The 12,657-nt window shown below is 63.3% G+C and carries 11 protein-coding genes; 7 read left to right on the top strand and 4 right to left on the bottom strand.

Annotated elements, in window-relative coordinates; genetic code table 11:
• Positions 1-2,310, bottom strand: a complete 2,310-nt coding sequence (locus tag KIP88_RS25330; protein WP_214490757.1) for an NADP-dependent malic enzyme — start codon at positions 2,308-2,310, stop codon at positions 1-3.
• A 258-nt stretch (positions 2,311-2,568) separates the two neighbouring features.
• Here KIP88_RS25330 and KIP88_RS25335 point away from each other — a divergent pair, with 258 nt between their 5' ends.
• On the top strand, positions 2,569-4,551 hold the full coding sequence (locus KIP88_RS25335; RefSeq protein ID WP_214490758.1) for a hypothetical protein: 1,983 nt from the start codon (positions 2,569-2,571) through the stop codon (positions 4,549-4,551).
• Position 4,552: 1 nt separating this feature from the next.
• Here the strand turns inward: KIP88_RS25335 and aspS are convergent, their stop codons facing one another.
• A complete protein-coding gene (aspS, locus tag KIP88_RS25340; protein WP_214490759.1) occupies positions 4,553-6,328 on the bottom strand; it encodes an aspartate--tRNA ligase in 1,776 nt (591 codons plus the stop codon).
• Between the two features lie 191 nt (positions 6,329-6,519).
• Here aspS and KIP88_RS25345 point away from each other — a divergent pair, with 191 nt between their 5' ends.
• From KIP88_RS25345 to rnd, 6 genes are all read left to right on the top strand, one after another.
• The gene (locus tag KIP88_RS25345) at positions 6,520-7,992 is read left to right on the top strand and encodes a YdiU family protein (RefSeq protein WP_214490760.1); all 1,473 of its coding nucleotides are present in this window, start codon (positions 6,520-6,522) and stop codon (positions 7,990-7,992) included.
• 181 nt (positions 7,993-8,173) lie between these two features.
• On the top strand, positions 8,174-8,458 hold the full coding sequence (locus KIP88_RS25350; protein WP_214490761.1) for a type II toxin-antitoxin system RelE/ParE family toxin: 285 nt from the start codon (positions 8,174-8,176) through the stop codon (positions 8,456-8,458).
• A 38-nt stretch (positions 8,459-8,496) separates the two neighbouring features.
• Positions 8,497-8,799, top strand: coding sequence for a HigA family addiction module antitoxin (locus KIP88_RS25355; RefSeq protein WP_214490762.1), 303 nt, complete (start codon positions 8,497-8,499; stop codon positions 8,797-8,799).
• A 416-nt stretch (positions 8,800-9,215) separates the two neighbouring features.
• Complete coding sequence (locus tag KIP88_RS25360) at positions 9,216-9,470, top strand: type II toxin-antitoxin system prevent-host-death family antitoxin (protein WP_214490763.1); 255 nt, start codon at positions 9,216-9,218, stop codon at positions 9,468-9,470.
• Positions 9,471-9,480: 10 nt separating this feature from the next.
• Positions 9,481-9,906, top strand: coding sequence for a hypothetical protein (locus KIP88_RS25365; protein WP_214490764.1), 426 nt, complete (start codon positions 9,481-9,483; stop codon positions 9,904-9,906).
• A 161-nt stretch (positions 9,907-10,067) separates the two neighbouring features.
• On the top strand, positions 10,068-11,216 hold the full coding sequence (gene rnd, locus KIP88_RS25370) for a ribonuclease D (RefSeq protein WP_214490765.1): 1,149 nt from the start codon (positions 10,068-10,070) through the stop codon (positions 11,214-11,216).
• A 147-nt stretch (positions 11,217-11,363) separates the two neighbouring features.
• Here rnd and KIP88_RS25375 read toward each other — a convergent pair whose 3' ends face one another.
• On the bottom strand, positions 11,364-12,323 hold the full coding sequence (locus KIP88_RS25375; RefSeq protein WP_374226511.1) for an autotransporter outer membrane beta-barrel domain-containing protein: 960 nt from the start codon (positions 12,321-12,323) through the stop codon (positions 11,364-11,366).
• Positions 12,324-12,336: 13 nt separating this feature from the next.
• A complete protein-coding gene (locus KIP88_RS48535; protein ID WP_374226512.1) occupies positions 12,337-12,603 on the bottom strand; it encodes a hypothetical protein in 267 nt (88 codons plus the stop codon).
• Between the last annotated feature and the right edge of the window lie 54 nt (positions 12,604-12,657).

Consider the following 12,657-nt stretch of genomic DNA (forward strand, 5'->3'; position numbering starts at 1 on the left):
CTATCCAAACAGCGTCGGCTGCGGGCGGCCGGCGCGCTCCTGGGCTTCGACGGCGGCAACCGCCGTCATGTTGAGTACGCCGCGCGCCGTCACTCCCGGGGTGAGGATATGCGCCGGACGCGCCGGCCCGATCAGGATCGGCCCGACCGGCAGCGCATCCGCCAGCGTCTTGATCATCTGGTAGGCGACGTTGGCGGTGTCGAGGTTCGGCATGATCAGGATGTTGGCATCGCCCTCCAGCTTGGAATGCGGCAGCACGAGCTTGCGCGCCGCGGCCGAGAGCGCGGTATCGCCCTGCATCTCGCCGTCGGCCTCGATCTCGGGATGCTTTTCCTTCAGAAGCGCGGTGGCGCGGCGCATCTTGCGCGAGGAGTCCGTATCATAACTGCCGAAGTCGGAATGTGACACGAAGGCGACGCGCGGCTTCATGTTGAACCGCTGCACATGGTTTGCCGCCAGCGACGCGACTTCCGCGAGTTCCTCGGCGCTCGGGTTCGGGCGCACCTGGGTATCGGCGATGAAATAGGAACCCTTGCTGGTGATCATCATCGACAGCGCCGCAAAATCGCTGACGCCAGGCAGGAAGCCGATGATCTCGCGGACATGGCGCAGATGGCTCATATAGCGGCCCTCGACGCCGCAGATCATGGCATCGGCCTCGCCGCGCATCACCGCAAGCGCTGCGATCACGGTGTTGTTGGTGCGGACCACGGTGCGCGCGGCTTCGGGCGTGACGCCGCGCCTTCCGGCGACGTCGATATAGGTCTGCACATAGGAACGATAGCGCGGATCGTCCTCGGGATTGACGAGATCGAAATCCCGCCCGGCCTTGATTGAGAGGCCGAACCGCTTGAGCCTTGCCTCGACGACGGAGGGGCGGCCGACCAGGATCGGCCGCGCCAGTTTTTCCTCAAGCACGACCTGCGTGGCGCGCAGCACGCGCTCGTCCTCACCCTCGGCATAGATCACGCGGACCGGCTGGGTCTTTGCCTTGGCGAATACCGGCTTCATGACGAGGCCGGAGCGGAAGGCGAAGCGTTGCAGCAGTGCGCAATATTCGTCAAAGTTCTTGATCGGGCGCGTGGCCACGCCGGATTCCATCGCAGCCTTCGCCACCGCCGGCGCGATGCGCAGGATCAGCCGCGGATCGAACGGGCTCGGGATCAGCGAGCCCGGGCCAAACCCTTGCGTCTCGCCGCTGTCAAAGCCTTGCGCCACCGCATCCGACGGCGGATCGCGCGCGAGCTGCGCGATCGCATCGACCGCTGCATGTTTCATTTCCTCGTTGATCCCGGTAGCGCCGACGTCGAGCGCACCGCGGAAGATGAACGGGAAGCACAGGACATTGTTGACCTGGTTCGGAAAGTCCGAGCGCCCGGTGCAGATCATCGCGTCGGGGCGCGCCTTACGCGCCTCGTCCGGCATGATTTCCGGGTTCGGATTGGCCAGCGCCATCACCAGCGGCTGGTCTCCCATCGACTTGACCATGTCTGGCGTCAGCACGTTGGGCGCGGACAACCCCAAGAAAATATCCGCGCCGCCGATCACGTCCGCCAGCACGCGCGCGCTGGTTTTCTGCGCATAGACCGCCTTCCAGCGATCCATCAGCGTGTTGCGGCCCTCATGCACCACGCCGTCGATGTCGCAGACCCAGATGTTCTTGCGCTGCGCGCCCAGCGAGACCAGGAGATTCAGGCACGCGATCGCCGCAGCACCGGCGCCCGAACAGACGATCTTCACATCAGCGAGCTTCTTGCCGTTCAGCAGCAGCGCATTGACGATGGCGGCGCCGACGATGATGGCCGTGCCATGCTGGTCGTCGTGGAACACCGGGATCTTCATGCGCGCCTTGAGCTGCGCCTCGATCTCAAAGCATTCCGGTCCCTTGATGTCCTCGAGATTGATACCGCCGAAGGTCGGTTCCAGCGCCGCCACCGTCTCGACCACGCGCTCGATGGTGTCGGCAGCGATTTCAATGTCGAAGACGTCGATCCCGGCGAATTTCTTGAACAGGACCGCCTTGCCTTCCATGACCGGCTTGGAGGCCAGCGGGCCGATATTGCCGAGCCCGAGCACCGCGGTACCGTTGGAGACCACTGCGACGAGATTGGCGCGGGCGGTCAGCGAGGCCGCTTCGGCCGGATTGTTGGCGATTTCGGTGCAGGCTGCAGCTACGCCCGGCGAATAGGCCAGCGCGAGGTCGCGCTGGTTGGCGAGCGGCTTGGTGGCCTGGATCTCGAGTTTACCCGGGCGCGGCAGCCGGTGATACGCAAGCGCCGCGGAGCGGAGATCTTCAGAATAGGACGACATGCACTCCCCCACGGGCTTTCTCGACCCCGAATTGCTTCCGGCGGCCGGTCTTCGTTCGAACCGTTAGTTCTGCGGCAGATTGAGCCGGATGTGAAGCACGGGCAACCGCTTGGATGCAACATTCGAAAGCCTCCCCATCAACAGGGGGCATCGACGGAAAGCGCCAAAGCCGGTAGCATATTTTCCTCCCTACCCCGTCCCCTTTACCGACATATGGCAATTTTGCCTCCCGCAATGTCGGCATCCGGAGCACAACTAATGGTCAAGATACTGATGGGCCTGGCCGCTGCGGTCGTAATCGCGGTGGGCGGCTTCTTCGGCTTCGAGTTTTATACGCAGCATCGGGTTGCCAGCGAGGTCGAGGCCACGTTCGAGCAGATCCGCGCCGGCGGCGGCAAGGCAAGCCACGGCAAGGTATCGTTCGACCTGCGCAGCCGCACGCTCAAGATCGCCGATATTGCGACTGAATCGGCCACGCAGCCTCCGGTAAGCGTCAAGATCGCCAGCATCATAGCCACCGGCGTCGGTCAGCCGGACGCGACACGCTTCTCGGCCGATGCCATCGAGATCACCGACTTCGAACTCAATACCAGGATGGCCGTGGGGGCGGATTGGCAAGTCGCCTACAAGGTGCCGCGGATCGCGGCGAAGGATTTTTCCGGCCCGGCAAACCCGCCGGTGCCGCCGGCATCGTCATCGATGATCGACCTATATCGATTGTTTATTGAACAGCTTGGTGCAGTCACTGCTTCCTCGATCACGGCACCGACTGTTGCCGGCACCATGAGCTCCGGAAACCCGCAATTGGGGAACGGAGAATTCGCCTATTCTAACCTTACGCTGCGCGACATGAAGGCCGGCAAGATTGCCGCTGTGACTGTAGACCGAATGACCTTCACAGGGAACTCGCAATCGAAGGGCAAGCCCGAGAGGGTCACCGGTGAGCTGGCAAATCTCGCTGCGCAGGACGTCGATATGGTCGCGGCCGCGACAATCCTCGATCCGCAGCGAGGCAACGACGACCAATACTACCGCGTCTACCGGCAGATTAGCGCCGGCGCCTATACGATCACCTCAGGGCAAGGTCCGACGGTGCGTATCGAGGGGCTGACGGCCGAGGATATCGGGGCGCGGCCCTCGCGGCTGCAACTGGCCGCACTGCTGGCAACGATGCCGTCCGGAGCGGCCCAGCCCACGCCGGCGCAGACGCGCGAAATGATGGAAAGGGCGGCCAAGATCTACGAAGGCGTGCGCATTGGAAACGCCGAGATGCGCGGCTTTTCGATGGATATGCCGGAGGGCGGCTTCAAGCTCGCCTCGCTGCGCTTCAGTCTGGAGAACGGAAAGACCGGCGAATTTGCGCTCGAGGGTTTTGATGGCCGTACAGCGCAGGGGCCGGTCAAGGTCACCCGCTTCGCCCTCAAAAGCGTGGATATCGCCGGCTTGTTGCGCAAGACCGCACTGTTCTCGAACCCGGCGCAACCACCGCCGCCCGACCAAGCGCTCGGCATGATTGCCCTGCTCGAGGGCGCCGAACTCAAAGGCTTCGCAGCGCCCTTTAAGAACACCGGCCGGCCGATCAACGTCGACCTCGTCAGCCTGGACTGGGGGCAGTTCATCGGACCTATACCGAGCAAGGCGCGACTGACCGCGAAGATGTCCGGTCCTCTCGACGCGACCCATCCCGGTCAGCGAATGCTGATTGCCGCGGGCCTCGACAAGATGGCGATCGATCTCGATCTCGGCACGGCATGGACCGAAGCATCGCGCGCATTCGTACTGGAGCCCGTGACGGTCGAGCTTGGCGGCATGCTGAAAGCGTCCGCAAGAATTTCGCTCGCCAACGTGCCGCGCGAGGTGTTCTCGATCAATCCAATTCAGTCGGCCGTCATGGCCACGCAGATCGAGGCCGGCACGATCGATCTCACGGTGCGCGATTTGGGCGGCGTCGATCTCGCGGTCGGCCACTATGCCCGGATGCAGAACATCAGCCGCGACGCCGCGCGAAAAGCGATCGTTGACGACATCAGAAACAGCGCTGCGACGACAGGGACAAACAACCCCGATGCTGTCGCCGCCGCGGAGGCGCTGGCGCGTTTTATCGAAACGCCGCGGACAGCGCTGACGCTCAAGCTCACGCCGCTCGGCAAAGTGCCGGCGATGCAGCTCTTCCAGATGTTGAAGACCGACCCGCTCGTCGCGCTTTCGCAGTTCCGTATCGAGGCTTCGACGGCGCTGTGAGCTACCCCTTGTCCGGCAAATTGAGCCGGATGTGAAGCTCGCGGAGCTGCTTGGTTGTGACTTCCGACGGCGCGCCCATCAGGAGGTCCACGGCCTGCTGGTTCATCGGGAACAGCGAGATTTCGCGCAAGTTCGTGGTGCCGCAGAGCAGCATCACGATGCGGTCGACGCCGGCCGCCATGCCGCCATGCGGCGGGGCGCCGTACTGGAACGCGCGATACATGCCGCCGAAACGCTCGACGACATCCTTCTCGCCATAGCCCGCGATCTCGAACGCCTTCACCATCGCCTCGGGGCGATGGTTGCGGATGCCGCCGGAGGCGATCTCGTAGCCGTTGCAGGTGATGTCGTACTGGAACGCCTTGATGGTCAGCGCTTCCTGCGTCTGCAACGCCTTGAGGCCGCCCTGCGGCATCGAGAACGGGTTATGCGAGAAGTCGACCTTCTTGTCTTCCTCATTGTATTCGTACATCGGGAAGTCGACGATCCAGGCGAGCTCGAACCGGTCCTTGTCGATCAGGTTCAATTCCTCAGCCACCTTGGTGCGGGCGAGGCCTGAAAACTTCCAGAATTTTTCCGGATCGCCGGCGACGAAGAACGCCGCATCGCCCTCCTTCGTGCCGAGCTGCGTGCGGATCGCAGCTGTCCGCTCCGCGCCGATGTTGTTGGCGAGTGGACCCGCGCCCTCGCCGCCCTCGCGCCACATGATGTAGCCGAGCCCGGGCTGGCCTTCGCCTTGCGCCCAGGAGTTCATGCGGTCGCAGAACGCGCGTGATCCGCCGCCCACGCCGGGGATCGCCCAGACCTGGTTCTTCGGGTCTTCGAGCATCCGCGCGAACACCTTGAAGCCGGAGCCGCGGAAGTGTTCGGAGACGTCCTGCATAATGATCGGGTTGCGCAGGTCCGGCTTGTCGCTGCCGTATTTCTTCAAGGCTTCGGCGAATGGAATCCGCGGCCAGTTCTTGGTCACCGGCTTGCCCTTGGCGAACTCCTCGAACACGCCGGTGACGACGGGCTCGACGGCCGCGAATACGTCGTCTTGCTCGACAAAGCTCATTTCGAGGTCGAGCTGATAAAACTCGCCCGGCAAGCGGTCGGCGCGCGGGTCCTCGTCGCGGAAACACGGCGCGATCTGGAAGTAGCGGTCGAAGCCACTCATCATCAGGAGCTGCTTGTACTGCTGCGGCGCCTGCGGCAGCGCGTAGAATTCTCCGGGATGGATCCGCGACGGCACCAAAAAGTCCCGCGCGCCTTCCGGCGAGGACGCCGTCAGGATCGGGGTCTGGAACTCGAAGAAGCCCTGCTCCTTCATCCGCTTGCGCATGGAATCCACGATGGCGCCGCGGGTCATGATGTTCTGGTGCAGCTTCTCGCGACGGAGGTCGAGGAAGCGGTACTTAAGCCTGATGTCTTCAGGATATTCCTGCTCGCCGAACACCGGCAGCGGCAGCTCGGCCGCAGGTCCGAGCACCTCGATCTCGCTGACATAGACTTCGACCGCCCCGGTCGGCAGTTCCGGATTGTCGGTGCCGTCGGGACGACGGCGTACCTTGCCGTCGATCCGCACCACCCATTCCGAGCGGAACTTTTCCACTTCCTTGAACGCCGGCGAATCCGGGTCCGCCACGCATTGGGTGATGCCGTAATGGTCGCGCAGATCGATGAACAGCACCCCGCCATGGTCGCGGATACGATGGCACCAGCCGGAAAGACGGGCAGTTTGGCCGATGTCGCTGTCGCGAAGCGCGCCGCATGTATGTGACCGATAGCGATGCATGGAAGTCCCAAAAACAGATGTCGGAGGTCAGAATCGGGGGCCAAAGCCCGCGCGAATTGCGGGAGGGTTTACCCGACGCCGCGAGGGGCGGCAACCAATGGCGGGGCCTGTTTTGGGCCCGGACAGCGAGATTTCCGCCCGCACCCGCCCGAACCGTTTGCCTATTCCCTGCCCGCGCCTATCTTTGGGTCATGACCGTCCATTTCCCGTTCCAGAACACCTATTCGGCGCTGCCGGCGAGTTTTTTCGCCCGCGTGGCCCCGACACCCGTCGCCGCCCCCCGACTGATCAAGCTGAACCGGGCCCTGGCCGTCCATCTCGGCCTTGATCCCGATGTGCTGGATAGCCCGGAAGGGGCGGAAATCCTCGCCGGGAAGCGCCTGCCCGACGGCGCCGATCCGATCGCGATGGCTTATGCCGGCCACCAGTTCGGCCATTTCGTGCCCCAGCTCGGCGATGGCCGCGCCATCCTGCTCGGCGAGGTCGTCGACCAGGACGGCATCCGCCGCGACATCCAGCTCAAGGGATCTGGCCCGACGCCGTTCTCGCGCCGCGGCGACGGCCGCGCCGCGCTCGGGCCTGTCCTGCGCGAATACATCGTCAGCGAAGCGATGTTCGCGCTCGGCATCCCCACCACCCGCTCGCTCGCCGCCGTCACTTCGGGCGAGAACGTGATGCGCGAGACCATGCTGCCCGGCGCCGTGCTCACCCGCGTCGCCGCAAGCCACATCCGCGTCGGCACCTTCCAGTTCTTCGCTGCGCGCGGCGATACCGACGGTGTGCGCCAGCTCGCCGACCACGTCATTGCCAGGCATTACCCGGATGTCGCCAAGGCCGAGCGTCCCTATCACGCGCTGCTCGAAGGCGTCGTCGCCCGCCAGGCGGATCTCGTCGCGCGCTGGCTTCTGGTCGGCTTCATTCATGGCGTCATGAACACCGACAACACGTCCATATCCGGCGAGACCATCGATTACGGCCCATGCGCCTTCATGGACGAATACAACCCCGCGCAGGTATTCTCCTCGATCGATGAAATGGGCCGCTACGCCTACGCCAACCAGCCGCGCATCGCGCTCTGGAACCTGACCCGGCTCGCCGAATGCCTGCTGCCGCTGTTCTCCGACGACCAGGACAAGGCGATCGAACAGGCCCAATTCATTCTCGGTGAGTTCGCCGAAAAATTCACCGCCGCCTATCAGGCCGGCCTGCGCAAGAAGATCGGCCTGTTCACCGCGCGCGACGGCGACGAAGCGCTGGTGCAGGATCTGCTCGATGCGATGGCGAAGAACCAGGCCGATTTCACCCTCACCTTCCGCCGCCTGATCGATGCCGCTGTGGATGCCGACGACGACAGCGTCAGGGCCCAGTTCACCGATCCCGCCGCCTTCGACGAATGGGCCACGCGCTGGCGTCAGCGCCTTGCGGACGAGCCGCAATCCGCCGCCGATCGACAAGCCGCGATGCGCGCCGTCAATCCAGCGTTCATTCCACGCAACCACCGCGTCGAAGCCGTGATCGCGGCGGCCGTAAACAACGACTACGCGCCGTTCGAGGAATTGCTGACGGTGCTGTCGAAGCCGTATGAGGATCAGCCGGCGTACGCAGCCTATGCCGAGCCGCCACTGCCGGAGCAACGCGTGCTGCAGACGTTCTGCGGCACATGAGGCGAAGTTTTCACTCCTCGCGCAGATTGTAGGATGGGTAGAGCGAAACCCATCAATGCCGCGCGCGGGGCTGATGGGTTTCGCTTCGCTCTACCCATCCTACGCACCATTATTCTAACGACCGTATCACCCGATGATACGTCATAATTGACGAGTGTATCATATGCTGATACACTCAATCATGATCAAGAGTTTCAAGGATTCTCTAACGGAGGATGCATTCAACGGCGTCGTCCGCAAGGGCTTTCCCGCGGACCTGATCAAGGTTGCCCGACGCAAGCTGCGTTATCTGCACGCCGCACATATTTTAGCGGATTTGCGTGTGCCGCTGGGCAACCGGCTTGAGGCGCTCAAAGGAGACCGTGCTGGGCAACACTCAATTCGAGTAAACGACCAGTTCCGGATTTGCTTTGTTTGGACCGCCGAAGGGCCGAGAGATGTTGAGTTGACTGACTATCACTCGTGAAGTCAGGCATGGCCTTCGCGCCAAAAGGAGGACCGTTAATGGCCAAGAAGCTTTCCCCCATGCATCCGGGAGAAGTTCTTCGTGAGGAGTTTTTGTTACCGCTCGGGCTGTCGCCCGGCGCGGTGGCAAAGGCCTGCGGCGTTCCACGGACGCGCATCGAGCGATTGTCGAATGAGGAAACTGGCGTAACGGCAGATACCGCGTTACGCCTGTCGAAGGTCTTCGGTACCTCGCCCGAACTCTGGCTGAACCTTCAGACCGATTACGACGTTCAAATCGCGAAGCGACAGATAGGCAAGGACCTCGCGAAGATCGGACCGATCCGCACAAGAGCGGCCTAGACGTGGTTGAGGATCAGCCGCAGCCTCGCACGACGACTATTACCCGTTAACCGAACTCCTTAAGCGCGCGTCCACCATCCGCGCATGCGCGCCTCCCCAGGTTTCAGAAATTAAGAAACGGTCAACGCGCTCCCCACAATTCTATCGGTTTATCCGGGGAGAATTGCCGTGGACGCCTTTGCTTTCGGATTCATGGGAATGGTGATGATTGCACTCTGTCTCGCCGTGCTCGCGATCCCGTCCGGCCGGCGCCGGTCGCGGCACATCCGCTACGAGTAGTGCCTGGAATTTCCTGACATCGAACCAGCCGCAGCGAAGCCAAATTCGCCGCCGTTATATCAATTTGCTTTGCCGCCCTCAGATATATGTATTATACGTATAATTGAAATCGTGAGATTTCACTAAGGGATATCGCAATGGTCAAGACCACGGCCCTGGAATTCCAGCGTAAATTCGGTGAATTCCAGCATCAGGCCCAACGGGAGCCGGTGGAGATCACCCGACACGGCCGGCGCGAATTCGTGCTGATGTCGGCCGAACAGTATGATTGGCTCACGGCTGCCGCCAAGCGCACGCATCGGACAGCCGACGCAACATCGGTGGTGATCGACGCCGTGGAGCGGGCCGAGATGGATGTCGAACACACCGCGCTCGACGAACTGCTGAAGTAAAAACAGCACCGTGGCGTTTCCCGATCCGAAGCCCGGACTCATCGTCCGCTATGATTATCTGTGGTCTCATGAGGCTGCAGAGGGCCGCGATCAGGGCAAGGACCGGCCGACTTGCCTCGTGGCCGCAAGCGATAGCCTGGCGGAGCCACGCTATGTCGTGCTGCTGCCGATCACGCACTCGCCGCCGAATGCGGGCACGGAGGGCGTCGAAATACCGGCGAAGGTCAAGCAGGCCTTGGGATTGGACGACGCGCCGAGTTGGGTCATCGTTTCCGAGCACAACGTCGACGAATGGCCGAACGCCGGCGTGTCGCCTATCCCCGGCAGACCAGGCGTATTCAGCTATGGGTTCATCCCACCGGGCCTGTTCGCGCAGATCAAAGCCCGATTTCTCGAACTGGCTCGACGGAGCAAAAGCCGCAGCGTGCGGCGCTGACCAAATTTGGGGGCTGAACGATAACGCCCCTATCGTCCGGCCCCGGTTGGGTCGCAAAAAAGCCGTGCTCAGGATCAAATGCAGGGCTCAAATTCTGCCCAACACCCTTGACATATCAGCGTTTTCGGCAGAACGCCTGTCCGACGCGTCATGGATTGTTCATGGATCTGATTACCACCACTTCCGACCTCGCCGCCGCCTGCTCCCGGCTCGCCCAGCACAAGGTCATCACCGTCGACACCGAGTTCCTGCGGGAGACGACCTACTATCCCCTGCTCTGCGTCGTGCAGATGGCAAGCGCGGACGAGGCCGTCGTGATCGACACGCTGGCGCCCGGCATCGACCTCAAGCCGTTCTTCGAGCTGATGGGGAACGAGGCGGTGCTGAAGGTGTTTCACGCCGCCCGCCAGGACATCGAGATCGTCTGGCACCAGTCCGGCACCATTCCGCATCCGATCTTCGATACGCAGGTCGCCGCCATGGTGCTGGGTTATGGCGACAGCATCGCCTATGACCAGCTCGTCGAGCGCGTCACCGGCCATCGGCCGGACAAGACCCACCGCTTCACGGACTGGTCGCGCCGGCCGCTGACGCCCGAGCAGATGCATTATGCGGTCTCCGACGTCACCCATCTGCGCGACGTCTTCGCAGCACTGGACGCCGACCTGAAGAAGCGCAGCCGTAGCGACTGGGTCAGCGAGGAGATGGAAGTCCTGACCTCGCCCAGGACCTACGATTTCCACCCCGAGCGCGCCTGGGAGCGGCTCAAGACGCGGGTGCGCAAGCCGAAGGAGCTCGCCGTGCTGATGGAAGTCGCGGCCTGGCGCGAGCAGGAAGCGCAAAGCCGCGATGTGCCGCGCTCGCGCGTGCTGAAGGACGATGCGGTCGGCGACATCGCCACCCATGCCCCGACCTCACTGGAGCGCCTCGCCAGCCTGCGCTCGCTGCCAAAGGGCTTTGACCGCTCCAAATGGGGCACCGATATCATCGCCGCCGTGCAGCGCGGGCTTGCCCGCGATCCCCACACGCTGCCGAAGATCGAAAAGCCGCGCGGCAACTCGAATGGCGCTGCGACCGTCGAACTCCTGAAGGTGCTGCTGCGGATGACGTCGGAACGCCACGCCGTCGCCAGCAAGGTCATTGCCACCGTCGACGATCTCGACCAGATCGCCGCCGACGACCAGGCCGACGTCCCCGCTTTGCACGGCTGGCGCCGCGAATTGTTCGGCGAAGCCGCGATAGCTCTGAAGCACGGCAGGCTCGCGCTCGCGATCGAAAAAGGCCGCGTCGTCAGGGTCGATCGGGCTTAGACGCTCGCGTTCCCCGGATGCTGCGCAACGCGCCGCGTTTGCGGCGTGGTGCGCTGCTGGTCCGGGGTCCACACGCCATGGGTCCCGGCTCTGCGGAGCACCGCTACGCGCTGCATCGCGTCCGGGACACGAGGATGTTCTCGTCCGCTACCACCTCAGCTCCAGGCCCAGCGTGCCCTGATGCGACTGCATCGCGGCGCGGAGTTTGGCGTCGTAGTTGACGTAGAGCCGCGCGGTATTGGTGAGGCTCAACGATGCCGAAGCGCCGGCATCGGCACCGTACCGGCTCTCGCCGATACCCTGGAACGTAATACTCTGCACGCCTTGGCTGACGGTGATGTCGGAGAAATTCTGCACGACATTGTCGACGAACTTGCCATAGCCCGACAGGTCGAAAATCTTGCCGTCGAAGATCCAGTAATGGCCGATCTCCGCGCCGATCAATAGCCGCCCGCGCTGCACGGTGGCGCCCGTCGCCGTCACGGGATCGAGGCCGCCGATCTCCTGCAGCGAGCCGGTCTGGGCGCGGACGTATTCGAACGCCCCCTTGGGCACGATGCGGCCCTGGTCCTTGGTCCAGTAATAGCTGATCTCGCTCAGGACGCCGTCGAGCCGTGCATTGTATCCGGCGGTCGCAATTCCAAGCCCCGTGTCGCGGTGCGAATGGATGTTGCCGAAACCGTGGACCACCGCACTGGCCCAGGTCCATGGCCCGCTGTCGACAGAGGCCGTGAAGCCGATCTGGGTCAGGTCGATCGTCGCCGATTGCAGCGCCAGCGGAATATCGATCGCGGAGCGGCTCTGATCGACCGAGAAGCCGATATTGATGCCCGGCGCCACCCGCGCGCCGATCCCGGCGACGCCGCCCCAGGTCTTTCTGCTATCGCCGACGAAATCGCCGATCGCGCCGGTCTTCGTATAGTTCCCATAGCCTTCGAACCAGGTCCGGAAGCGTGGCGCTTCCGTGCTCTCGGAGGCACCGCCGCCGCCCGGATTGGTCCGCTGCAGGCGGTTGAAGCCGTTGCTCGACTGATTGCCCAGCCGTTCCAGGAAATTGCTGCCGAGATTGGTCAGCGCTGCGCCCGACGAAACCGTCGAGTTGATCACCGTCGGGGTCGGACTAGGAGTCGGCGATGGTGTGGGTGTCGGGGTGGGCGTTGGCGTTGGCGTCGGTGATTGCGCCTGTGCCGCTGACATCACGGCGACGAGCACGACCACAATCGCGATAAGCCGCGCGAGCGCGCCACCGGTCCCGATTTTTCGTGCCCGCGAAAGCCGCGATGAGCAGCGCATGCAATCCATTCCCAAGGGCAAAAGCGCCGGCCCGAAAAATGCGCAAATCCCGATCAACCGGAGCGATTTGCCCCCAGTTCGCGGGAAGCGTCAATCGGTTGGCTCCCCGGCGCGCCACCGAATACGCGCCATTGTTGTCCGGCTGCCA

The organism is Bradyrhizobium sp. SRL28 (assembly GCF_018596315.1).
Lineage (GTDB): Bacteria > Pseudomonadota > Alphaproteobacteria > Rhizobiales > Xanthobacteraceae > Bradyrhizobium.